This is a genomic window from Afipia sp. 1NLS2 (assembly GCF_000178995.1).
Classification (GTDB): domain Bacteria; phylum Pseudomonadota; class Alphaproteobacteria; order Rhizobiales; family Xanthobacteraceae; genus Afipia.
The window spans coordinates 146,956-169,386 of record NZ_ADVZ01000005.1 but is presented as its reverse complement, the minus strand read 5'-3'; the positions used below and the strand labels follow the sequence as shown (position 1 = coordinate 169,386).

General features: G+C 62.3%; 20 protein-coding genes and 1 tRNA gene. 15 read left to right on the top strand and 6 right to left on the bottom strand.

The genetic code is table 11. The features are described 5' to 3' along the window. The first annotated feature begins 175 nt into the window (after positions 1-175). A complete protein-coding gene (locus tag AFIDRAFT_RS16930; RefSeq protein ID WP_009340845.1) occupies positions 176-2,296 on the top strand; it encodes a sodium-translocating pyrophosphatase in 2,121 nt (706 codons plus the stop codon). A 214-nt stretch (positions 2,297-2,510) separates the two neighbouring features. Then, positions 2,511-2,663: a hypothetical protein gene (locus AFIDRAFT_RS20085; protein WP_009340844.1), complete on the top strand. Its 153-nt coding sequence runs from the start codon at positions 2,511-2,513 to the stop codon at positions 2,661-2,663. 23 nt (positions 2,664-2,686) lie between these two features. Here AFIDRAFT_RS20085 and AFIDRAFT_RS16925 read toward each other — a convergent pair whose 3' ends face one another. Beyond that, positions 2,687-3,166 (bottom strand): outer membrane protein assembly factor BamE, encoded by a 480-nt coding sequence (locus tag AFIDRAFT_RS16925; RefSeq protein ID WP_009340842.1) that lies wholly within the window; start codon positions 3,164-3,166, stop codon positions 2,687-2,689. A 131-nt stretch (positions 3,167-3,297) separates the two neighbouring features. On the opposite strand from AFIDRAFT_RS16925, the gene AFIDRAFT_RS16920 reads away from it, so the two are divergent. From AFIDRAFT_RS16920 to lptF, 10 genes are all read left to right on the top strand, one after another. Then, positions 3,298-3,834 (top strand): ubiquinol-cytochrome C chaperone family protein, encoded by a 537-nt coding sequence (locus tag AFIDRAFT_RS16920; RefSeq protein ID WP_009340840.1) that lies wholly within the window; start codon positions 3,298-3,300, stop codon positions 3,832-3,834. Positions 3,835-3,838: 4 nt separating this feature from the next. Beyond that, positions 3,839-4,405 carry a YceD family protein gene (locus AFIDRAFT_RS16915; protein WP_009340838.1) on the top strand — a complete coding sequence of 189 codons (567 nt, stop codon included), beginning with the start codon at positions 3,839-3,841 and terminating at the stop codon, positions 4,403-4,405. 186 nt (positions 4,406-4,591) lie between these two features. After that, entirely contained in the window at positions 4,592-5,653 is a 1,062-nt protein-coding gene (gene plsX / locus AFIDRAFT_RS16910; protein ID WP_009340837.1) for a phosphate acyltransferase PlsX, read from the top strand. Further along, entirely contained in the window at positions 5,650-6,627 is a 978-nt protein-coding gene (locus tag AFIDRAFT_RS16905; protein WP_009340835.1) for a beta-ketoacyl-ACP synthase III, read from the top strand. The genes plsX and AFIDRAFT_RS16905 overlap by 4 nt, the downstream gene beginning before the upstream one ends. 129 nt (positions 6,628-6,756) lie before the next feature. Then, positions 6,757-7,101 carry an integration host factor subunit alpha gene (locus AFIDRAFT_RS16900; protein ID WP_009340834.1) on the top strand — a complete coding sequence of 115 codons (345 nt, stop codon included), beginning with the start codon at positions 6,757-6,759 and terminating at the stop codon, positions 7,099-7,101. Positions 7,102-7,232: 131 nt separating this feature from the next. After that, complete coding sequence (locus tag AFIDRAFT_RS16895) at positions 7,233-7,964, top strand: MerR family transcriptional regulator (protein ID WP_009340833.1); 732 nt, start codon at positions 7,233-7,235, stop codon at positions 7,962-7,964. 253 nt (positions 7,965-8,217) lie between these two features. Further along, positions 8,218-10,149 carry an acyltransferase family protein gene (locus tag AFIDRAFT_RS16890; protein ID WP_040298716.1) on the top strand — a complete coding sequence of 644 codons (1,932 nt, stop codon included), beginning with the start codon at positions 8,218-8,220 and terminating at the stop codon, positions 10,147-10,149. A gap of 99 nt (positions 10,150-10,248) precedes the next feature. Next, positions 10,249-10,326: transfer RNA gene (locus tag AFIDRAFT_RS16885), tRNA-Pro, on the top strand. Between the two features lie 174 nt (positions 10,327-10,500). After that, positions 10,501-10,941, top strand: coding sequence for a lipid-binding SYLF domain-containing protein (locus tag AFIDRAFT_RS16880; protein ID WP_009340831.1), 441 nt, complete (start codon positions 10,501-10,503; stop codon positions 10,939-10,941). Between the two features lie 305 nt (positions 10,942-11,246). Continuing rightward, the gene (gene lptF, locus AFIDRAFT_RS16875) at positions 11,247-12,413 is read left to right on the top strand and encodes an LPS export ABC transporter permease LptF (RefSeq protein WP_040298623.1); all 1,167 of its coding nucleotides are present in this window, start codon (positions 11,247-11,249) and stop codon (positions 12,411-12,413) included. Here lptF and AFIDRAFT_RS16870 read toward each other — a convergent pair. From AFIDRAFT_RS16870 to AFIDRAFT_RS16860, 3 genes are all read right to left on the bottom strand, one after another. Beyond that, on the bottom strand, positions 12,402-13,670 hold the full coding sequence (locus tag AFIDRAFT_RS16870) for an O-antigen ligase family protein (protein ID WP_009340829.1): 1,269 nt from the start codon (positions 13,668-13,670) through the stop codon (positions 12,402-12,404). The two genes, lptF and AFIDRAFT_RS16870, sit on opposite strands and share 12 nt — an antisense overlap. A 22-nt stretch (positions 13,671-13,692) precedes the next feature. After that, positions 13,693-15,183 (bottom strand): undecaprenyl-phosphate glucose phosphotransferase, encoded by a 1,491-nt coding sequence (locus AFIDRAFT_RS16865; RefSeq protein ID WP_050789623.1) that lies wholly within the window; start codon positions 15,181-15,183, stop codon positions 13,693-13,695. A gap of 146 nt (positions 15,184-15,329) precedes the next feature. Continuing rightward, positions 15,330-16,460 (bottom strand): glycosyltransferase family 4 protein, encoded by a 1,131-nt coding sequence (locus tag AFIDRAFT_RS16860; protein WP_009340827.1) that lies wholly within the window; start codon positions 16,458-16,460, stop codon positions 15,330-15,332. Positions 16,461-16,579: 119 nt separating this feature from the next. Here AFIDRAFT_RS16860 and AFIDRAFT_RS16855 point away from each other — a divergent pair, with 119 nt between their 5' ends. Then, positions 16,580-18,709: a GumC family protein gene (locus AFIDRAFT_RS16855; RefSeq protein ID WP_009340825.1), complete on the top strand. Its 2,130-nt coding sequence runs from the start codon at positions 16,580-16,582 to the stop codon at positions 18,707-18,709. Between the two features lie 47 nt (positions 18,710-18,756). Here AFIDRAFT_RS16855 and AFIDRAFT_RS16850 read toward each other — a convergent pair whose 3' ends face one another. Together AFIDRAFT_RS16850 and AFIDRAFT_RS16845 are read right to left on the bottom strand one after the other, a co-directional pair. Continuing rightward, positions 18,757-19,950 (bottom strand): GNAT family N-acetyltransferase, encoded by a 1,194-nt coding sequence (locus tag AFIDRAFT_RS16850; protein ID WP_009340823.1) that lies wholly within the window; start codon positions 19,948-19,950, stop codon positions 18,757-18,759. Positions 19,951-20,071: 121 nt separating this feature from the next. Then, positions 20,072-20,287, bottom strand: a complete 216-nt coding sequence (locus AFIDRAFT_RS16845) for a DUF2842 domain-containing protein (protein WP_009340821.1) — start codon at positions 20,285-20,287, stop codon at positions 20,072-20,074. 104 nt (positions 20,288-20,391) lie between these two features. Here AFIDRAFT_RS16845 and AFIDRAFT_RS16840 point away from each other — a divergent pair, with 104 nt between their 5' ends. Both AFIDRAFT_RS16840 and AFIDRAFT_RS16835 read left to right on the top strand, forming a co-directional pair. Then, positions 20,392-21,486: a COX15/CtaA family protein gene (locus AFIDRAFT_RS16840; protein ID WP_009340819.1), complete on the top strand. Its 1,095-nt coding sequence runs from the start codon at positions 20,392-20,394 to the stop codon at positions 21,484-21,486. Between the two features lie 110 nt (positions 21,487-21,596). Continuing rightward, complete coding sequence (locus tag AFIDRAFT_RS16835) at positions 21,597-22,403, top strand: FTR1 family iron permease (RefSeq protein WP_009340817.1); 807 nt, start codon at positions 21,597-21,599, stop codon at positions 22,401-22,403. The last annotated feature ends 28 nt before the right edge of the window (positions 22,404-22,431 follow it).

Here is a 22,431-nt window from a genome sequence, read left to right as displayed (position 1 = left end):
CATTTCCAGACTTCAGGACGATTTGGCTATGGGCTGGATCATTGCGTCCGCAAAATGATTTTGGCAGAGTTCGCGCCGAATTGGGGAAGCGATCGTCCGAGAGCTGCACTCATTTTGACGCCGTCCGCGTGCTGCGGAGTACGGCCGTCTTTCGGGAACATCAGGGGCCATTTCAATGACAGCTTTGTGGTTGATCGTGCTTTGTGGAGCACTTTCCATTGTCTATGCGGTGTGGGCGACCTCGTCGGTGCTGGGGGCCGATGCCGGGAGCGCGCGAATGCAGGAGATCGCGGCGGCGGTGCGCGAAGGCGCGCAGGCTTATCTGCGCCGTCAGTACATGACGATCGCGATCGTCGGCGTCGTGATCTTCGCGCTGCTTGCTTACTTCCTCGGCATTCTGGTTGCCGTCGGCTTTCTGATCGGCGCGGTGCTGTCGGGTGCTGCGGGATTCATCGGCATGAACGTCTCGGTTCGCGCCAACGTCCGCACTGCGCAGGCGGCGACCAAGTCGCTCGCGGGCGGTCTTGAGCTTGCCTTCAAGGCGGGCGCGATCACCGGCCTTCTGGTGGCGGGTCTCGCTCTTCTTGGTGTGACGCTCTATTTCATGCACCTGACCCAGCAGCACGGCCTGAAGCCAAATGATCGCATCGTCATCGACGCGCTGGTGGCGCTCGGCTTCGGCGCATCGCTGATCTCGATCTTCGCCCGTCTCGGCGGCGGCATCTTCACCAAGGGTGCGGACGTCGGCGGCGATCTCGTCGGCAAGGTTGAAGCGGGCATCCCCGAGGATGATCCGCGCAACCCGGCCACCATTGCCGACAACGTCGGCGACAATGTCGGCGACTGCGCCGGCATGGCGGCGGACCTGTTCGAGACCTACGCCGTGACCTCGGTCGCGACCATGGTGCTGGCCGCAATCTTCTTCGGCAACACGCCGATCCTGACACAGGTGATGACGCTGCCGCTCGCTATCGGCGGCATCTGCATTATCACCTCGATCATCGGCACCTTCTTCGTCAAGCTTGGTCCCAGCCAGTCGATCATGGGCGCGCTCTACAAGGGCCTGATCGCGACCGGCATTCTCTCGCTTGCAGGCGTGGCGATCGTCGTGCACCAGTTGATCGGCTTCGGTCCGCTGGCGGGCGTGAACTACACCGGCATGTCGCTGTTCCTGTGCGGCGTCGCGGGTCTTGCTGTGACCGGCCTCATCATCTGGATCACCGAGTACTACACCGGCACGGACTTCCGCCCGGTGAAGTCGATTGCCCAGTCCTCGGTCACGGGCCACGGCACCAACGTGATCCAGGGTCTCGCGATCTCGATGGAATCGACGGCACTTCCCGCCCTCGTCATCATCGCGGGTATCCTCGTCACCTACAGCCTCGCGGGCCTGTTCGGCATCGCGATCGCGACCACCACCATGCTGGCGCTGGCCGGCATGATCGTGGCACTCGACGCCTTCGGCCCGGTGACGGACAACGCGGGCGGCATCGCGGAAATGGCGGGGCTTCCGAAGGAAGTCCGCAAGGCGACCGACGCGCTCGACGCGGTCGGCAACACCACCAAGGCCGTCACCAAGGGCTACGCGATCGGCTCCGCCGGTCTCGGCGCGCTGGTGCTGTTCGCGGCCTACAATCAGGACCTGAAGTTCTTCATCTCGGATGCGGCCCATCACCCTTACTTCCAGGGCGTTTCGCCGGACTTCTCGCTCAACAGCCCGTACGTCGTGGTTGGCCTGCTGTTTGGTGGCCTGCTGCCGTATCTGTTCGGCGCGATGGGCATGACGGCGGTCGGCCGCGCGGCGGGCGCCATCGTCGAAGAGGTGCGCCGTCAGTTCCGTGAGAAGCCGGGCATCATGCAGGGCACCGACAAGCCGGACTACGGCAAAGCCGTGGACCTGCTGACCAAGGCTGCGATCAAGGAAATGATCATTCCGTCGCTGCTGCCGGTGCTGTCGCCGATCGTCGTCTACTTTGCGATCTATGCGATTGCGGGCGGCGGCGCGGCGGGCAAGTCGGCTGCGTTCTCCGCAGTCGGCGCGATGTTGCTCGGTGTGATCGTCACTGGCCTGTTCGTCGCGATCTCGATGACCTCGGGCGGCGGCGCGTGGGACAACGCCAAGAAGTACATCGAGGATGGTCACTTCGGCGGCAAGGGTTCGGACGCGCATAAGGCGGCCGTGACCGGCGACACCGTAGGCGATCCCTACAAGGACACGGCGGGCCCCGCCGTGAACCCGATGATCAAGATCACCAACATCGTGGCACTGTTGCTGCTTGCGATCCTGGCGCATTGATAGCAATACGAGAGTGACGAAAAGCCCGCGGCATGCCGCGGGCTTTTTTGTTGCGCAGAACGACCCGGCACACTGCGACAATTTGAAGACGACGCGGCTCGCAATCCCCCGGAAAATTTCAGCGCTCTGTCGGAAACCGGAACATACCTGTTGCGTTGGATGTCAGGGCCGGAAGTGACCGGCATGAGGGAGCGAAACCTCAGGGAGCGAAACCATGGCAGCCGACGACAGCGATCCGTTCGAGCAGGGGAAGCTCGCGCGCTTCAATCACGAGCCGCGTAAGAATCCCTATCCGGAAGGCACTGAGCAGCACGACCGCTGGGAGCAGGGCTACGACTTCGTCGCGCGCGGGCTGGTCGCGGTGTAACGCGACCGGCACGTCACCGAAAATCAGTCGCGGAACCTGATCAGCTTGAAGATCGGCGCAAGGTAGCTGATCTCCTGGCCGCTGGTCGGCGTGGTGCGGCTGATGAAGTCGAAAATCTTACCGTCCTTCAGGCCGTAGTTCGCCACGCGCCGGACGGTGCGGTTCTTGTCGAAATAGACGGCGATGACGCGCTGGTCGATCACCTGCTGGTGCATGAAGGCGACCTTCCGCTCCGTGCGCTGCGAGATGTAATAGAACACGTCGCCGTCCAGCGTCGCGACGGTTGAAGGCGTACCCAGCACCACCAGCACCTGATCCTGGCTCGCGCCGATCTGGACTTGTTCCAGCGCGCCGGGTGGCAGGATGTAACCCCTCTGGAACTGCTCGCCGGTACATCCGACGAGGACCAGACCGAGAGCCAGCGCGGCAACGGTGCCGCGCAGGGTGCCCGACATGGAGCGGGAACGGGGATAGGAGGAGGGGGTGAGGGCGCGAAACGTCATGTCAGGCGAAGGCCTTTCTTGCAGTCCCGAGGTTCTTGCATCGCAGGAGCGGTTGACGTACCCGGCGGCACGCTTCATTGCAACCACAGAACCGCGTGCCCGGACTGGCGGGCAGGTCAATGGATCGGAAGATGTTCTCGTTTCTCAAGAAATCGACCCCGGCGCAGCGCACCATCGAGGCCATCTATGGCATGATCGTGGCGCAGGCCCGGCAGCCGGCCTTCTATGCTGGGCTCCATGTTCCCGACACGGTGGACGGGCGCTTCGACATGGTGCTGCTGCATCTGTGGATGGTGCTGCGGGTGCTGCGGCAGGACCCGGCTGGGGAAGAACCGGCGCAACACCTGTTCGACCGTTTTTGCACCGACATGGACGACAATCTGCGCGAGATGGGGGTAGGCGACCTCACCGTCCCGAAGCGGATGCAGAAGTTCGGCGAGGCCTTTTATGGCCGCTCCGCTGCCTACGACGCGGCGCTCAATGCGGGTCATGCGGAACTGGCGGCCGCGTTCAACCGCAACATCTTCAACGAGGCCAATGCAGCCGGCGCGGAGCGGCTTGCCACCTACGTAGGGGAAGCGCTGGCGCAGCTTAACACGGTCGATCAGGCGGCTTTCGCGCGCGGCGAATGGCAGTTTCCGCCTGCCAACGGCTTGGCGGAAGGATAACCGGATGAGCGGACATCAGCCCCATCGCGATAATCCTTGGAGCCACCCGGTCGCTGTGGCGAAGATCCCGGCTGCCGGGTCGCATGTCACCTTTGCGGCCAATGCGGCCGAACGCGCCGCCTTGGCGGAGGTCGCGGGCGTGCGGGAGATTCTGGAGGCTCAGGCGAGTTTCCACCTCACCCACGTCCGGGGAGCCATTCAGGCGCGAGGCCGTGTCAGTGGCCTGATCGGTCAGGACTGCGTGGTGACGCTGGAGCCTCTGGAAAACCGGGTCGAGGAAGACATCGACATTATTTTCGCCGAGCCGGATTCGGCTGCGGCAGCCCCGCCGAAGGTGGATATCGACGGGGACGAGCCGGACCCGCCGGAAATCATCGTCAACGGAGCCATCGACCTCGGGCGGCTCGCGACCGAGATGCTGTTCCTTGGAATCGACCCCTATCCCCGGAAGGCGGATGTGGCTTTCACCGCAACCGTTGAGACCTCCGACCCGGAGGAACACCCGTTCGCGGCCCTGAAGGCCCTCCAGCAGGCGCCAAAGGGCGGTCCAAAAAGGTCGAAAAAGGACTGATTCACACCATTCAAGGAGCGAGACAGGCCGGTCAAGATATTGTATCGGCTTCTGAACTGGCTATTGTTGACGGGACGGCGGTATGACTGTCCCTCACTAGCCGTCTCGCATTGCCAATCGCGGTTCGTTTTCCGATCAGTCGCAAACTCATCGGGCTTGCTGCACAATCAGGTTCTTACATCGGCCATGGCCCAGAAGGTTCGTATTGCGCTCGATGCCATGGGCGGCGATTTCGGCCCCCCCGTGGTGGTCCCGGGCGCAGGAATCTCACTGACACGGCATCCCGACACGGAATTCATCCTGTTCGGCGACAGCGCCGCGATCAACCGGCAGCTCGACGCTCATCCGGCCATCAAGGCGGCTTCAAAGGTCGTCCACACCGATGTCGCCATCACCATGGAGGAGAAGCCGAGCCAGGCGCTGCGCCGTGGCCGCAAGACCTCTTCGATGTGGCTGGCGCTCGATGCCGTGCGCAAGGGTGAGGCCGACGTGGCCGTATCCGCCGGCAACACCGGCGCACTGATGGCGATGTCGCGATTCAACCTGCGCATGCTGCCCGGCATTGACCGCCCGGCGATCGCCTGCGTGTGGCCGACGATCCGCAGCGAGTCCGTGGTGCTCGATGTTGGCGCCTCGATCGGCGGCGACGCCCGCCATCTGGCCTCGCTGGCGATCATGGGCAGCGCGATGGCGCGGGTGCTGTTCGACATCGAACGACCGACGGTGGGCCTGCTCAACATCGGGGTGGAGGAGGTCAAGGGCGTCGAGGAGGTGAAGGAGGCGGCCGAGTTGCTGCGCTCCATGAACCTGCCGGAGCTGGACTTCATCGGCTTCGTCGAGGGTGACGGCATCGGCAAGGGAGCCGCCGACGTGATCGTCACCGAAGGCTTTTCCGGCAACATCGCGCTGAAGACCGCGGAAGGTACCGCGCGCCAGATCGCCGAATATCTGCGCAGCGCGATGAGCCGCACCTGGCGCTCCAAGCTCGGCTATCTGTTCGCCAAGAGCGCCTTCAAGGCCCTGCGGGACAAGATGGACCCGCGCAAGGTCAATGGCGGAGTGTTTCTCGGCCTCAACGGCGTTGTGATCAAAAGCCATGGCGGCACCGATGCCGAGGGCTTTGCGTCCGCCGTGGATGTTGGCTATGAGATGGTCCGCTACGATCTCCTGACAAAGATCAATCAAACTCTCAACCGTGACGGCGGGTCGCTGACCCTTATGCCGACCGCGCAGGAGGCTGTTTCGTGAGTGTGATGCGTTCGGTTGTGATCGGCCATGGCGCGTATTTGCCCAAGCGCGTGATGTCCAATGCCGAGCTTGCCGGCATGGTCGAGACCTCGGATGAATGGATCGTCCAGCGCACAGGCATCCGCCAGCGTCACATCGCTGCGGACGGCGAGTTCACCTCGCATCTCGGCCTCAAGGCGGCGCAGGCGGCGATCGCGGACGCGAAAGTCGACGCGCAGTCGATCGACCTGATCGTGCTCGCGACCTCGACGCCGGACCATACCTTTCCCGCAACAGCCGTGCAGATCCAGAACGGGCTTGGCATCCATCACGGTGCTGCGTTCGACCTTCAAGCGGTGTGCAGCGGCTTCATTTTCGCGCTGGCGACGGCCGACAATTTCCTCAAAGCCGGCACCTACAAGCGAGCGCTGGTGATTGGCGCGGAGACCTTTTCCCGCATCCTCGACTGGAACGACCGTGGCACCTGCGTGCTGTTCGGCGACGGGGCGGGGGCTGTGGTTCTCGAGGCGCAGCCGCAGGCCGGCACCAGTGCCGACCGGGGCATTCTCACCACCCATCTACGCTCGGATGGTGCCCACAAGGACAAATTGTACGTCGATGGCGGTCCGTCCTCGACGCAGACCGTCGGCCATCTGCGCATGGAAGGCCGCGAGGTGTTCAAGCACGCCGTCGGCATGATCACGGATGTCATCGTCGATGCTTTCGCCGCGACAGGAACAACGGCTAACGACATCGACTGGCTTGTTCCGCATCAGGCGAACAAGCGGATCATCGATGCGTCGGCCAAGAAGCTCGATATCGCGCCGCAAAAAGTGGTGCTGACCGTCGACCGGCACGGCAATACGTCGGCGGCCTCCATTCCATTGGCGCTTGCGACGGCAGCCGATGACGGACGCATCAAGCGAGGCGATCTGGTGATGCTGGAAGCGATGGGCGGAGGGTTCACCTGGGGCTCGGCCCTGTTGCGTTGGTAAAATTTAGGTCGAATGCCGCGGATTATTATGTCCGAATATCATGCGGTTGCATGATGAGCATGGTTGACCCGTTGCAACTAACCTCTTATTTTTAAGCATAATTTGCACGCTGTAGCTGGGGTTCGGATCATGAGCGAGAGCGGAAAAACGGTCACACGAGTCGATTTATGTGAGGCGGTCTACCAGAAGGTCGGCCTGTCGCGGACAGAGTCGGCTGCGTTCGTTGAACTCGTGCTCAAGGAGATCACCGACTGCCTTGAGAAGGGCGAAACGGTGAAGCTGTCCTCGTTCGGCTCCTTCATGGTGCGCAAAAAAGGCGAGCGCATCGGCCGCAACCCCAAGACGGGGACCGAGGTCCCGATCTCGCCGCGCCGGGTCATGGTGTTCAAGCCGTCGGCAATCCTGAAGCAGCGCATCAACAACGGTGCCGGCACCAAGGATGAATCGGCCGTCGCCAGCGCGGCTGCGGGCTAGACCCGGCAGGCGCCCGGCAACTTCCCTCCGTTCGTCCAGCAAGCACCGAATCGTTTCCGAAAATCCGAAAAAGCGTTACCCTTTCAGAAGCGGGATGATTCATGCCGTGATTCTGACAGGGGGCTTGCCTTTTGGAAAAGGCACCGGACGCATTTCGGACCATCAGCGAAGTGGCTGACGATCTCGATATCCCGGCTCACGTGCTGCGATTTTGGGAAACGCGCTTCGTTCAGATCAAGCCGATGAAACGCAGCGGCGGCCGCCGGTACTACCGGCCCGACGATGTGGAACTGCTGCGCGGAATCCGTCGCCTGCTGTACGGCGAGGGTTACACCATCCGTGGCGTGCAGCGCATTCTGCGCGAGCATGGCGTCAAGGCTGTCCAGAATCTCGATGAGGCAGCGCTCGCGCCAGCCTCTTTGTCTGGTCCCTCATTCGAGGAAGCACCGCAACACGAGGCACGTGAATTCGCCTCCGACGAGTACGAGACGGCAGAGATCGACGCCGCCGAGGAGATGGACGACGAGGCGAATGAGGTCGAGCTTGAGACCGAAAGCCCGCCGCTACGGCCCTTGATGGATTTCGTGCCTTCGATGTCGGAGCGGATCGGCCCGATGCCGCCGGCTGCGGCCAGGCGTGCTCCGGAAGTGCCGGTTGCGACAGTGACGAAACCTGCCGTCATGCAGGCTTCCGCGCATCACAACGGAGCCGATGCGTATGCGCCGCCGGGCGTGCGTCAAAGTCTGCAGCAGAAGGGGCCTCAGCAGACACGGACTCATGGAGACGGGCAGGCCAAGTTGAAATCCGTTCTCGATGATCTGTTGAGCGCGCGTGCTCTGCTCGACAGGGCCATGGGCGGCTGACGGCATGGCAGCCCAGCGTGGTGATTCAGAAGTTCGCTGTAGAAGATGCTGCCTAGTGAGGCGAACTTCGGATTCGGGACACTAGAGTGGTTTCACTTTGAATGGAACCGAGCCCCGCCATTACCGGGCTTGACCCGGCAATTCATCTGCTTGAAGAGACTCCTCTTTTTAGATGGATGCGTGGGGCAAGCCCACGCATGACGATTCCAAGTCAGCCTGAATTGGTCTTGTCACGCCTGCGGGATTGATCGACGTGTCATTACCATATCGACGAGACGTGGATGGCCTGCGGGCGATTGCCGTTCTGTTCGTCGTCGGCTTTCACTATTTTCCGGCGGTATTTCGCGGCGGCTTCGTCGGCGTCGATGTGTTCTTCGTCATTTCCGGCTTTCTGATCACCAGCCTGATCCGACAGGATGTCGCCGCAAGCCGGTTCAGCGTCGCAACGTTCTATGGGCGAAGAATCAGGCGCATCTTTCCGGCGCTCATTCTCGTTCTGCTTGTCTCGCTGGGGATGGGCTTTCTGTTCATGCTGCCCGATGCCTATCGCGCGCTGGGCCTCAACACGGCGGCATCGGCGGGCTTTATCGCCAACATCGCGTTATTTCTGCAACAGAACTACTTCGCGCCGAGCGCGGAATTCAACCCGCTGCTGCACATCTGGTCGCTGGGTGTGGAGGAGCAGTTCTATCTGGTCTGGCCGCTGATCCTGATGCTGCTGGTGCGCCACCGCGCGGCGCTCGCGATTGCGATCGGGCTGACGGTCCTGTCGTTTGGCGGCAATGTCGTGCAGACCGCGAACGATCCTGTTGGCGCGTTCTTTCTGCCGCTGGGCCGTTTCTGGGAATTGGGGTCGGGGTCAATTCTAGCACTGCTTCATGCCCGCGCCGGTGGTTTTGTTCACGGCAAGTCGTGGATGGGATGGGCCGGATTGCTGTTGCTCGCGACAGCGATGATGGTGGTCGATCGCGACAGGGCGTTTCCTGGATGGTGGGCGTTGTTGCCGGTGGCCGGCACGGTTCTGCTGATTGCATCGGGCGAGAATGCGCGAGCGAACCGTATGCTGGGTCACCGCACGCTGGTCTATATCGGACTGATCAGCTACCCGTTTTATCTGTGGCATTGGCCGCTTCTGGTTTTCGCCCGCACCATCCGCTTCCACAGAGAGCCGACGGTCATCATGTCGATTGGCTTGATTGTTGCGGCGGGTGTTCTTGCGCATCTCACATACAGGTTTATCGAGCGTCCGCTCCGCTCGGGCGGCCATCTCTCAACCAAGGCGGTTTCGCTTGCCGTTCTTCTTGCTGTCTGCGGGTCCCTGGGTTTGGTGGTGTACGCGAAAGACGGCTTCCCGGACCGTTTTCCGCGCGAGATCCAGAAGCGTGTAATTGATGCGGGCAAGGATGCCGCCGCTCAGGTGTGCGTGTACGGCGCCGAGACCAGGCCATCCGCCGAATGCGACGGGATCGGACCAGCCGGTGCACCGCTCGTTCTGGTCTGGGGCGATTCACATGCCTTTCATCTGATTGCCGGCTTACAGGCCCTGCAACAGGAGCGGCGGGACTTCCGTCTCGCGCGCTATATCGCATTTAGCTGTGCTCCGATGGCGGATAGTTCGGCGCCGCTTCCGCGTTATTGCGACGATGCGAATGAACTCGCGCGACAAAAGATCCCGTTGTTGCGGCCGGATACCGTTATCATCGCGGCGCGATGGATAGTTTATGACGGCACAGGCAAATATGCCCTGGTTGATGCGAAAAGGCTGACCCGAACGATCGACTGGCTGAAGGCGGCGGGTGTGCAACACATCGTTGTCATCGGGCAGATGCCGCAATGGAAGATCGCGCCATCCGTGATTCCGCTGCGGGATTTCCAGTTCAGTATCTTCAAGCGCTCCGCCGCGCCGGATAAAATTCCAGAATGGGATTCAGCCTATCTTGAGTGGTGGACATTCGCGGCAGAGAATATGGTGAAGCGCGTCGCCGCTGCGGAAAACGTGACGTTCATTTCACCGGCCGCGACCTTCTGCAAGGGCAATAGCTGTCTGATTACTGTTCCGGACAGTGGTGGACAGCCGACCTCCTGGGATAATGGTCATCTGACGCCTGCCGCGTCGAAGTTCTTTATCGAGCGGAATGCAGCGGCGATCGATCCGGAGTATCGTAAGGGTGGGCAGTCTAGGTGAGGCCGCGGTTTCCGGCCCTGATCTGGCGGTAGCCGGGGTCGTTTTGCCCGGTTCTCGCCTTGCCTTATGCCGCCAATTTCCCTAATCAGTGCCCATCGTCGGAGCGTGGCGCAGCCCGGTTAGCGCACTAGTCTGGGGGACTAGGGGTCGTGGGTTCAAATCCCGCCGCTCCGACCATTTTTCAAAGGAATGTCGAGAGCAACTTGGAGGGCTGCCGGGGTCTGCCTCGCGGCGGTGGCATGCTTTTCCGGCGCCAGCCATCGTGCCTGCAGTTGCTTCGAATCTTGAAGGCGCTTTATCCTTCGCTATCAGCGGTGCCGATTCTTCCGCGCAAAACAGAAGGTGAAAGCGATGCTCTCCATCCGGCTGCGAAAATGGGTTGTTGCATTGGCTGTTGTCCTTGGGGCGGGTTTTGCCTCCGCGGCCCACGCCGATAGCGGCACGATCCGCATCTCCGTGCTCAAGGGTGGCTGGTTCATCGGCGCCTCGGGCGGAAGCGGTACGCTGGTGTTTCATGGCCGCCGCTATCCGCTGTCGATCGGTGGCCTGAGCGCGGGCCTCGTGTTCGGCGCCTCGAAGACCGATCTTGTCGGCACGGTCAGCAACATCACGAGGCCATCAGATGTCGCGGGCGTTTATGGCGCAGCAGGTGCTGGTGTCGCGGCGGTTCGTGGTGTCAGCGCCATCGTTCTGACCAACGAAAAGGGTGCGGTGCTGACCATGCAGGGCCGTCAGGCCGGCTTGATGGTGAATGCCGATCTGAGCGGGCTTGCGATCTCGCTGCGGCGATAGGCTGGCTCATCATCGCGGCATTGGCCGGGCGGCGGCGAGCCGTTCGGCTAGCAGTTGTGCGTGCCGGATGACGTTGATTTGCCTTGTATTTTAAGTGCAGGGCTTTATAGCCAAAATTGGCCTGCGGAGGACATCGCCCCGCGGTGTGCCTCCGGTTTGATCGCGGGCGTGGCGGATTTTCGTTATGATGACGCCTCGCCAATGGCTCGCGGGTTGATGATGGAAAACCGGATTTCCGAAACAAGTGCCCTCAACAGAGGAACCTTGCCCTGACGGTTCTCTCCCTCATATCTCCGCGCCGTCTGCTGGGCGCGATCGACGCCTATGTGGTGCGGCTGACGCTGTTGTCGTTCCTGATCGTGCTGGTATCGCTGACCGGTGTGATCTGGGTGACGCAGGCGTTGCGCGGCATCGACCTGATGACGGCGCAAGGCCAGACCGTGCTGGTGTTCCTCGGCATCACCGGGCTTGCGATTCCCGTGCTGGCGTTGATCATCGCGCCTCTGGCGATGCTTTTGGCGGTGACGCACACGCTCAACCGTCTTTCGGCCGATTCCGAAGTCATCGTGATGAATGCCGCCGGGCTGTCGCCGTGGCGGTTCCTGCGCCCGTTCATGGTTTCGACGGTGATCGTCGCCTGCCTGATTTCGTTTCTCGCGATCTTCCTTGCGCCGGAATGCCTGCGCGCGCTGCGGCGCTGGCACACCGAGATCGGCGCGGACGTGCTCGCGAACGTGTTGCAGCCGGGGCAGTTCATCCGGCTCGACAAGTTGGTGCTGCGCGTGCAGGAGCGCAGGCCCGGCGGCGTGCTGGTCGGTGTGTTCATCGACGATCAGCGCAATCCGGCGGAGCGCATCAACATCACGGCGCAAAACGGCGTGGTGCAGAAGACCGACAAGGGCTCGTTTCTGGTGCTCAGCGACGGCAACCTGCAGCGCTTCCAGGCGGACAAGAAGGACCCCCTGATCGTCGCCTTCAAGAGCTACGCTTTCGACATGTCGCAGTTCTCGCAGGCGCCGCAGACTTACAACTACAATGCCCGCGAGCGTTTCATCGGCGAGCTGATTTCACCGCCGAAGGATGACGCCGTTGCGCAGCGCAGCCTCGGGCAGTTCCGCGCCGAGCTTCATGACCGCTTGCTGGCCGGTCTTTATCCGTTCGTATTCGTGATTCTGGCGTTCGCCTTTCTGGGCCCGCCACGGACGACGCGACAGGGACGGAATTTTGCGGTCTCGGCACTTGTCCTGCTCGTTCTTGTGGTGCGTATCGGGGGATATGCCTGCTCGACCATCGGCGTCTCGCGCCCCGGTGCGATTGTTGTTCAGTACGCCATGCTGATGATTGTTGCGGGCGTGAGTATCTGGATGATCCTCAAGGGCGTGGTGGTCGATCCGCCGGCGAACCTCACGGCGCAGTTCGCAAGATGGCGTGAACGCCTGTCGTCGATCCGGCTGCCCGCGCTACGGCGGTAACAGTCCGACGTCGCCTCGTGCCGCCATGCTGCGGGTCTTGTATTCGTAGGTCGCCGCAGCAAATCCCCACATCGCGCCCAGCATCAGCCAGAAATGCCGCCAGTGGTCGACGTCGATGATGAAGGCCTCGCCGACAGTGCCGAGGAATGCGCAGAAGAATGCGAGATAGGTGCGCTGCCACGGCACCCGCACGAAAACCAGCCGGAAGCCCATCGCCACCGTGACGAAGACCAGCGTCGGGAACAGGATGCCGGAAATCCAGCCGCCTGACATGAAGGCGTTGAGGAAGGAATTATGCGTGTCCTCCGGGAAGAACCGCCTGAACTGCAACGGGCCGATGCCGAATGGCAGGTCGAGCGCCATCTGGAAGCCGAGAATATGGCGGCCGAACCGGCCGTAGCGGCCGCTGTCGTAAGTCTGGTGCAGGCTCGCGCGTTCCTTGAACAGGCTGTCGATGGAATCAAACGACAGAAGCACGGCGAGTGCCAGCGCCAGCGCGGCGACGGCGGCGATCGCGGTCAGCACGATGCGGCTTTGCTGCGAGCGCGACCGGCTCGTCAGGTACATCAGCGCCACCATGAAGATCGCTGTGAAGACGAGCTGGCCCCAGGCGGCGCGCGAGAATGCCAGCAGCAGAGCGAGCGCGATGATGCCGAACGCCAGCGCATTGCGGAGCGATTTGAAGAACGGGGCCGTGATGACGTTTTGCAGCGCGAGCAATGCGGGCAGGATGAGGAAGGCCGACAGCACGTTCGGATCCTTGAACGTGCCGCGCGCGCGCCCGTACAGCGTCAGCAGATCGTAGCCGCCGGGCACGAGATGGAAGTAACCGGCGACGCCGGAGCCGCCCGCGATCACGCCGCCGATAATCAGGCCGCGTTGCAGAAGGTCGAGCCGCTTTTCGGTATCTTCGGCAAGCACCAGCGCGAAGAAGAACGCGGTGATCGCCATGTACCACGAGGTCGCGATCCAGTTCACGATCTGGGACTGGTCCATCAGATCGATCGAGCAGATTGTGTAGCCGAAATTCAGCATCACCAGCATGATGAGCAGCGGCAGGAACACGGGGCGCATCCTCAGGCCGGTGGCGTAGAAGAAAATGATGCCAGCCAGCGTCGCGAGTTCGTAGGGGCTCGGCTCGATGAACACCAGCGAGCCGCCGACGCCCGCGATCCACATCAGGGCATGCTGGATGGCGCGCACGCGAGGCGGCGCGAGGCGATGCGTGGCGAGCAGGTGATCGGTGGCGAAGGTCATCGCCGGGCCTCCGCCGGTGCGCTCAATAGGCGTTCTCGCCCTTGATCAACGCCCACGGCGTTTTCAACAGGATGTAGAGATCGAACAGCGGCGACCAGTTCTCGATGTAATAGAGATCGAACTCGACGCGTTTCTGGATTTTTTCCTCGTTGTCGATCTCGCCGCGCCAGCCGTTGATCTGCGCCCAGCCGGTAATGCCCGGCTTGACGCGATGGCGCGCGAAATAGCCGTCCACCGCTTCGTCGAACAGGCGGCTTTGCAGTTTGCCCTGCACCGCATGGGGGCGGGGGCCAACGATCGACAGATTGCCCTTGAAGACCACGTTGAAAAGCTGCGGCAGTTCGTCGAGGCTGGTCTTGCGGATGATGCGGCCGACGCGCGTCACGCGCGGATCGTTCTTGGTCACGACCTTGGCCGCCAGCGGATCGGCCTGATGATGATAGAGAGAGCGGAATTTGAAGACGTCGATGCGCTCGTTGTTGAAACCGAAGCGCTTCTGACGGAACAGCACGGGGCCGGGACTGTCGAGCTTGATCGCGAGCGCGACCAGCGCCATCACCGGCGCCAGCAGGACGAGCAGAAGGGCGCCGACGAAGCGGTCGAACACCCATTTCATCACCATATCCCAGTCGGTAATCGGTTGCTCGAACATGCCGAGCGTCGGCACCGAGCCGATGTAGGAATAAGAGCGCGGCCGGAAGCGCAGCTTGTTGGTGTGGGCGGACAGGCGAATGTCCACCGGCAGCACCCACAGCTTCTTCAGCATGTCGAGAATGCGGCTCTCGGCCGAAATTGGCAGCGCGAACAGCACGAGATCGACGCGGGTGCGGCGGGCGAATTCGAGAATGTCGTTGACCTTGCCGAGCTTGGGAAGGCCCGCGCAGGTGTCGAGCGCGCGCGTATCGTTGCGGTCGTCGAATACACCGAGCAGCTTGAGATCGGAATCGTCCTGCTGGCGCAATGCCTCGATCAAATGTTCGCCATTCTCGTCGGAGCCGACGATGATGGTGCGGCGGCCGAGTCTGCCTTCACGCGCCCATCTGCGTACCAGCGAGCGCAACATCATGCGCTCCATGCTGAGTGCGATGAAGCCGAATACGAAGAACGTCACCAGCCAGACGCGGGAGACGGTATCGCCGAACTTGGCGAAGAACGACACACCGATGAACAGCAGGAACACGAAAGCCCAGGACGATATCAGGCGCGTGAACTGCCGCAGCCGCCCGCGATAGATCTCGATGTCGTAGACCTCGGCGGCCTGAAAACTGATGACGGCGACAAGCGACATCGCCAGAACGGCCCAGACCGGCGTCCAGGAGAAGCCGTCGATCGGCACGACATAACCGAGATAAGAGGCGATGCCGACGATGCTGAGGCAAACGAAATCGGCGGCGCGGACCACGCCGTTGATGACGACGCTCGAATAGGCGGAATGGACCTTCTCGTTGGTGACAGCCAGCGCGGCAGGTGAAAGCCTGCGGCGGCGCTCGAACGGATAGGCGCGGCCTGCCATCGCAGGCGCAGCACCCACTGCGGCCGCATCAGCCTTTACCTGAAGATCACTCGCTTCCACGCCTGCAAATCCGCCTGTTTCGCGCCTTGCGCGATGCCCGACCGGATACCGGACAAATCAGAACAATCCGTTATTCCCATTGGGTGTTAACGAAGGTTGAAGGTATCCCGATAGGCATCCAGCACGCCGTCGACCATCGCCTTCTGTGAGAAGTTCATGAAGATGCGCTCGCGCAGCGCCTTACTGCGCTCGCGGGCGACATTGGGGTTGTCGAGAGCAGCCGCGATGGCATCCGCCATGGCCTCGACATTGTCCGGGGCAAACAGTGCTTCCTTGAAGGGGCCGAAGATTTCCGGAATGCCGCCGACATTGGCGGCGAGCAGTGGCACGCCGGCGGCGGCGGCTTCGATCACCACATAGGGCATCGAGTCCCCGCGCGACGGTACAATCAGCAGGCGGCCTTTCGAGAAGCCGAAGCGCGCCTTGACGTGACCGATGAAGCGCACCGCGTCACCCAGCTTGTGCCGGGCGACGAGCGCCTTGAGAGTTGCGGTTTCCTCGCCGTCTCCGGCAAGCGTGAGCGTCACGGGCCTGCCGTTGGCACGCAGCCGCGCCACGGCTTCGATCAGCAGATCGGCGCCCTTGATGTGGCGGAACTCTCCGACATAGACGAGATCGGTCGCATCCTCGGCCAGCGGTACCGGATCGAATTCATTGGCGCCGACGCCATTGAAGACGCAGCGCACGAGGCCGGACGGCTTACCGACCACGCGCTCGTAGGTGTCGCGCGCAAAGCCGCTTTCAAACAGGAAGAGGTCAGTGCGGTTCATCAAGGCGCGCTCGAGCCTCGTATAGAACGCGCCTTTCAGCGTTTCGGGCCGGTAGTGCAGTGACCCACCATGCGGGGTGTAAATCCTGATGGTGTCTTTCGATGCGCCCTTGAGGCGGACGAATGCGCCTGCCTTCGCGCCATGGCCGTGCAGCACGTCGAGCTTGAGCATGCGCGCAAGCTGGAGGAATCTTAGCGCCGTGACCGGGTCGGCGGGGTGCGGTTCGCGGCGAATGGCAAGGCGATAGATGCCGAGCTTCATCTTCGGTGCGATGGCTTTCAACGCCGCGTCGGCACGCTCGCCGCCAGTCAGGCTGTCGGCCAGGATGCCGACCTCGTGGCCGCGCTCGGCCTGTCCCTCCGCGAGATCGAGAATGTGACGGATGATGCCGCCAACAGGCGCGCGGACGGCGTGCAGAATGCGGAGAGGGCGGTCAGGGAAGGGCATGGCTTTTGCTTAGCCCGTCCGCGTTTAAAAAGCATGACGTGCGCAATATTAACCGCGCAGCAACCTTAATGGACTGTAATCGCGCCGTACCAGTTGTGTGAGCGTAGCGGGAGCTGTTGATGCGTGTGGCGTATTTGCGTGACCGGCTGAAAGGTGCTGCAGGCGCTTTTCGTCGGTACATGGCTCCCGCGACAGCCTCCGCCGCGAAGCCGGCGTCCAAGGTGGTATCCAAGCCGCGTCTTGGCGATCTCGATTTAAGACTGATCTGGCAGGCGCTCGTCGACAAGCGCAAATGGGTGCTGGTGCCGACGGCGGTGGTGTTCGTGCTGTCGATGGCCGCCGTTAACGTTGTCACGCCGCGCTACAAGTCCGAAGCGCGGATCCTGATCGATGGCCGCGAAAACATCTTCCTGCGTCCGAACGGCGAGCGCAGCGAGGAGCGTGCCGCGCTTGACGATGCGGCGGTGACGAGCCAGGTGCAGTTGCTGCTGTCGCGGGATCTCGCGATCGACGTCATCAAGAAGAACCATCTCGACAAGCTGCCGGAGTTCGATCCGGTGCTGAACGGCATTTCGCCGCTGAAATCCCTGCTGTCGTTGTTCGGCATCGGTCGCGATCCGTTCCGCATGACGCCGGAGGAGCGGGTGCTGGGCGCCTATTACGAGCGTCTCACCGCCTATGCGGTCGACAAGTCGCGCGTCATGGTCGTCGAATTCCAGTCGCGCGATCCGAAACTCGCGGAGCGGGTCGCGAACTCAATTGCGGACGGCTATCTGGTGATGCAGCAGGCCGGACGGCAGGAGCAGGCCAAGGCGGCCGGCCAGTGGCTGTCGGGCGAAATCGATAATTTGCGCAGGAAGGTTGCCGACGCCGAGGATCGTGTCGAGGCATTCCGCTCCAAATCCAATCTGTTTATCGGCACCAACAACACCACGCTCTCCAACCAGCAACTCGGCGAGTTGAACACGCAACTCAACAATGCGCGTGCGCAGAAGGCCGATGCGGAAGCGCGTGCGCGTTCGATCCGTGACATGCTGAACAGCGGCCGGCCGATCGAGGCCTCCGAGGTTCTGAATTCCGATCTGGTGCGCCGGCTCAGCGAGCAACGTGTCACGCTGCGCGCGCAACTGGCCGAACAATCGTCCACGCTGATGGATCGCCATCCCCGCATCAAGGAACTGAAGGCGCAGATCGCCGATCTCGACCGGCAGATTCGCGAGGAGGCGGGCAAGCTGTCGCGCGCGTTTGAAAACGATGCACGTATCGCGGGTGCGAGGATGGACAGCCTGAGTGCGAGTCTCGACCAGTTGAAGGCACATGCGACCTCCAGCAACGGCGAGGAGGTGCAGTTGCGCGCGCTGGAGCGCGAGGCGAAAGCGCAGCGTGATCTTCTGGAGACCTACCTTGCGAAGTATCGCGAAGCGACGGCGCGTGAGAGCATCGATTCCGCGCCCGCCGATGGCCGCATCATTTCCCGCGCCATCGTCTCCAACACGCCCGCTTATCCGAAGAAGCTGCCGATCGTGCTGATCGCAACGCTGATGACGATGATGCTCACCGGCGGCTATATCGCGACCGCTGAGCTTCTTCGCATGGCGGCGCCGTGGGGCGCGCCGAGAGACGAGGCATATGTGGCTGAACCGTTCGGCGGGATTCAGCCTGTGCTGTCGGTGCAGTCGCAGATCGAGCGATTGGCGGAATCGCTCCGTGCGAATGGTGAACGTGCGCGCAAGATCACGCTGATTGGAGCGGGTGCGGCAGAAGATGTCTCCAACACGGCGCTGGCGCTGGCGCGGCAGTTGTCGCGCGATTCAAAAGTTTTGCTGATTGGCCTGTCGCCCGCGGCGGCGGATGCAGTTTCGCAGACGCCGGGCTTGAGCGATCTCGCCAGGGGCGTCGCCTCGTTCGGGCAGATCATCAACCGCGATACGCGTTCGCCGGTGCATGTGATCGGCGCGGGCATCCAGCCGGATCACGCTTTGCTGACGTCGCCGCGCGTTGTCATGGCGCTCGATGCGCTGATGCAGACTTACGACCATGTGGTACTGGACGCGGGCACCGCGACCGGTCTTCCGTCATCGCTGATTGCCTCGCAGGCCCACGCCGTGATCCTGCCGGCCCCCGGCCTTCCGGAGGCCGCGAAGGCGACCATGCGCGCGCAACTGATGGCATCCGGCTTTGTCGCGGTGAGCATCCTCAACCGCACGCCCACGAGCGAAGCCGCGCCGGAAGAGGTTGCGGCGGCCTGAGTTCAGTCACCGATTGTGTTTGACGGTGGGTGAAGCGCGGCCTTGCGTCAGCGATGCAGAGCTGCGCGCAGCCGGTGCGCCATGGCCACCAGGGCCGGATTCTGCTTCACCATGCGCTTGGCGTGATTGAGCGATGACATGCCGAGCGCCGCCAGTCGCCCATAGGCGCTGAGCGGAATGAAGCTGTCGAAGATCGGCTCATCGTCCTTGCAGAACCAGCGCTTGTAGTCATCCGAGCCGATGCCGAGATCGAAGGCGCAATAGCCGAGTTCGGTATAATGGTCGATGATGTTACGCAGCAGGATCAGGCCGGGGCTGTACTTTGCATTCTCGGACATCGTGTAGGTGTTGAACATCATCGAGATACGATGGCCATCGGCAACGCCTGCGAACATCGCGATAATTTCATTGTCGCATTCCAGTGTGTGGATCGCGATGGCGCGCCCGTCATTAGGGGCCTTGGACAGGCAGGCGGTGCGGATGAAGGCTTCGATGCCCGGATCGGCAAACACGTTCGGCAGATTCTGCGCGGCCATGCGCAACGGCTTGATGGTGAAGAACGCGTCGAGGACGCGCGTGATGTCCTCGTCGGTGCGGGCGAGGAAAAAGCGATAGCCGGGCAGCGCCTTCAGCTTCTTTTCCTTCGCGCGGATGCGGCGGCGAAAACCGGAACTGATGATGTCTTCCGGGTGCGCTCCGGGTGGCATGCGCAACAGCGGGCAAGCGTTCGCTGAAAGTTGGCGTGAAAAATGCGCCAGCGGATTGAGAACGCCGTCCCATCGCTCCGGTTGTTGCGTCAGCGCCAGCAGGTCGATCCGGTCGCCATGGGCCACAATCGCGGCGAGAATCGTATCGATGTCGGCTTTGCAGGCGGAAGCCGCGAAGTCGCGCCGCCACAGGCCCATGTTGAATGTCGGATGTTTGCCGCCGAGAAAGCGCGCGATGTTCACGCCATTCTCCCGGACCGAGCCGAGCGGCAGCAGTATCAGGGGGCGGCCCCCGCGGTCGGAGGCGACGACGATGAGCGGTTTTATATTCAGATGCGCGCCGGCATGAGCCTGCCAGGCGTTGAGAAAATCGAAGCGTTGAAAGGAGGTGTGGAGATAATCGGGCGTCTCCATCCCGCGCCAGATTGCTTCCGCCTCCGCAAGGCTGCCATAGATGGCAACGCTGGTAACGGCGCTGACGGCCCCAGCGCGCGCATAGGCGGCTTGGTTTTCGTGCTCAGCGACGCTAGCCATTGCAAACCTTGTTGTCAGGACGGATCGTGCAGGGGCCTGCCACCCCTGACCGGTCGACCTTTTCAAATAAACGTCAACAAAGGGTAATGAATCAGGGTTTGCGGAACCGGGCCGAGGGCTTTCAGGCCGTCGGCGCGTCCGGCCGTGCCATCCACGCAATCAGCGGCATGGCCGGCAGAACCCAGCCCAGACCCGCGACCACATAGAAAATGGCCTGCGCCAGCCGCGAAGCGGCGAGCCACGGCGTCTGCGCGATCGCCATTCCGAGCAGCGACCACACCACGACGAGAACGAGCAAGCCTATGGTTCCGATGAATTTTCGCGTTCTGATCTTCATGAAATCGGGAGCCTGCGTGGATGCGCGCCTTGCGCCGCAAAGCGGGGGGACTATAAGGGCCGCGTCCGGCCGATCAAGCCTTCCCCAGCGGACCTTATATCTCCATGACCGACACCCTCGATGATACCCGTTCCGCCACGACGCCGTCGCGGCGCCCGATCCGCATCTGGCTCGGAATTGTGGCCGCGATGATTATCGGCACATTGCTGGTCGGCGGAGCGACGCGGCTGACCGAATCCGGTCTCTCGATCACGCAATGGAATCCGGTCTCGGGCATGGTGCCGCCCTTGAGCGCCCATGCGTGGGATCAGGAATTCGAGGCCTACAAGCAGATTCCGCAATATCGCGAAATGAACGCGGGGATGAGCCTGTCCGAGTTCAAGACCATCTTCTGGTGGGAATGGACGCACCGGCTGCTCGCGCGCAGCATCGGTGCGGTGTTCTTCTTTCCGTTTCTGTATTTCCTGATGCGCGGCGGCCTAGGCCACGCCTTGAAGCGGCGGCTGTGGGTGCTGTTCGCGCTCGGCGGGCTGCAGGGCGCCGTCGGCTGGTGGATGGTGAAGTCGGGGCTGACCGCACGCGTTTCCGTCTCGCAATACCGGCTTGCGATTCACTTTCTTCTCGCGCTGCTGATCTTCTCTGCGATCGTCTGGACCATGCGCGGCCTTGCGCCGCGTGCGACAAAGGCCCTCGCCAGCGCGCGGGCCGTGCTGACCAGCAAGATTTTGCTGGGGCTTGTGTTCCTGCAATTGTATTTCGGCGCGCTGGTGGCTGGCCTGCGCGCAGGCAAGATCTACAACACCTGGCCTGACATCGATGGCGGGTTCATTCCGCCGCTCGACCAGTTGTTCTTCGAGCAGCCATGGTGGCGCAATTTCTTCGACAGCACGCTGACGGTGCAATTCACCCACCGGATGATCGCCTACACGCTGTTCGGGGTGGCGCTGCTGCACCTCGTCGACGTGATCCGCAGCAAGGCATCGCCTGCCGTGATCCGCGGCGCAGCATGGCTGATGGCCGCACTGAGCCTTCAGCTCGTGATCGGCATTTTCACGCTGCTGCATCAGGTACCGATCTCCCTCGGCCTGCTGCATCAGGCGACCGCGATCGTGGTGCTGACATTCACGCTGCTGCAGGCCTATCGCCTTCATCATGTGGAAAGCCCGGTGGAGCAGGGGCTCGTGCCTGCGCTTCGCTAATTTGCATTCTCGACGAATTCTAAATCGCTGCCCTCTCGTAGTCGTGCGTCACCGTCTTTACATGCGAAGGCGCGCGCATAAGCAATTGGCGCTTGCGGAGTCTATTTCCGATGTCGAACGCATTCATCCAGGCTGCCGTCATTCTGCTGCGCGAGGGCCTTGAGGCCATGCTCGTGATCGCGGCGCTCGCGGCTTATCTGCGTAAGGTGGATGGCGGGCATCGCGTCGGCGCGCTCTATCTCGGCGCGCTGGTGGCGATTGGCGCGAGCCTGATCGCGGCCTGGCTGTTCGCCGTGCTCAATTCCGGCGAGCACAGCGACCTGATGGAAGGCATCGTCATTCTCGTCGCGGCAGGGCTGATGCTCTATGTCAGCGGCTGGCTATGGAACAAGCAGGACCCCAAGGGCTGGAAGGAGTACCTTGCCCACAAGGCCGACCACGCGCTGGCGCGAGACACCGGCTGGGCGGTGGGGCTGCTGGCGTTCCTTGCGGTGTTTCGCGAGGGCGCGGAAACGGTTTTGTTCATCACAGCACTCGCCGCGACCGAAGGCGGCTGGAGCGCTGGCCTGTTCGGCGGGCTTTTGGCCGCCGCGCTGGCGCTCGCGGTGCTGTTCTATTTCATCAATCTGGTGGCGCAGCGGATTCCGTTGCGGCCGTTGTTTATTGTCACCTCGGCCTTCCTGTTCCTGATGGGCATCAAGTTCATCGGCGAGGCGATGCAGGAATTCCAGGAGCAGGCCATCGTGCCGTTCACGCCGCTCCATGGTTTCGGGTGGATGGAAACCATCGGTCTCAATCCGACGCTTGAGGCGGTCTCGGCGCAGTTGCTGGTGATCCTGTTCGCGGTGGCGAGTTTTGCAGTGGTCCAGCGCAACAACCGTCTCGTTCGCCGCGACAAGGCCGCCGGGGCGACATAGCCGAATTTCAATGCGCGAAAGAAAAGCG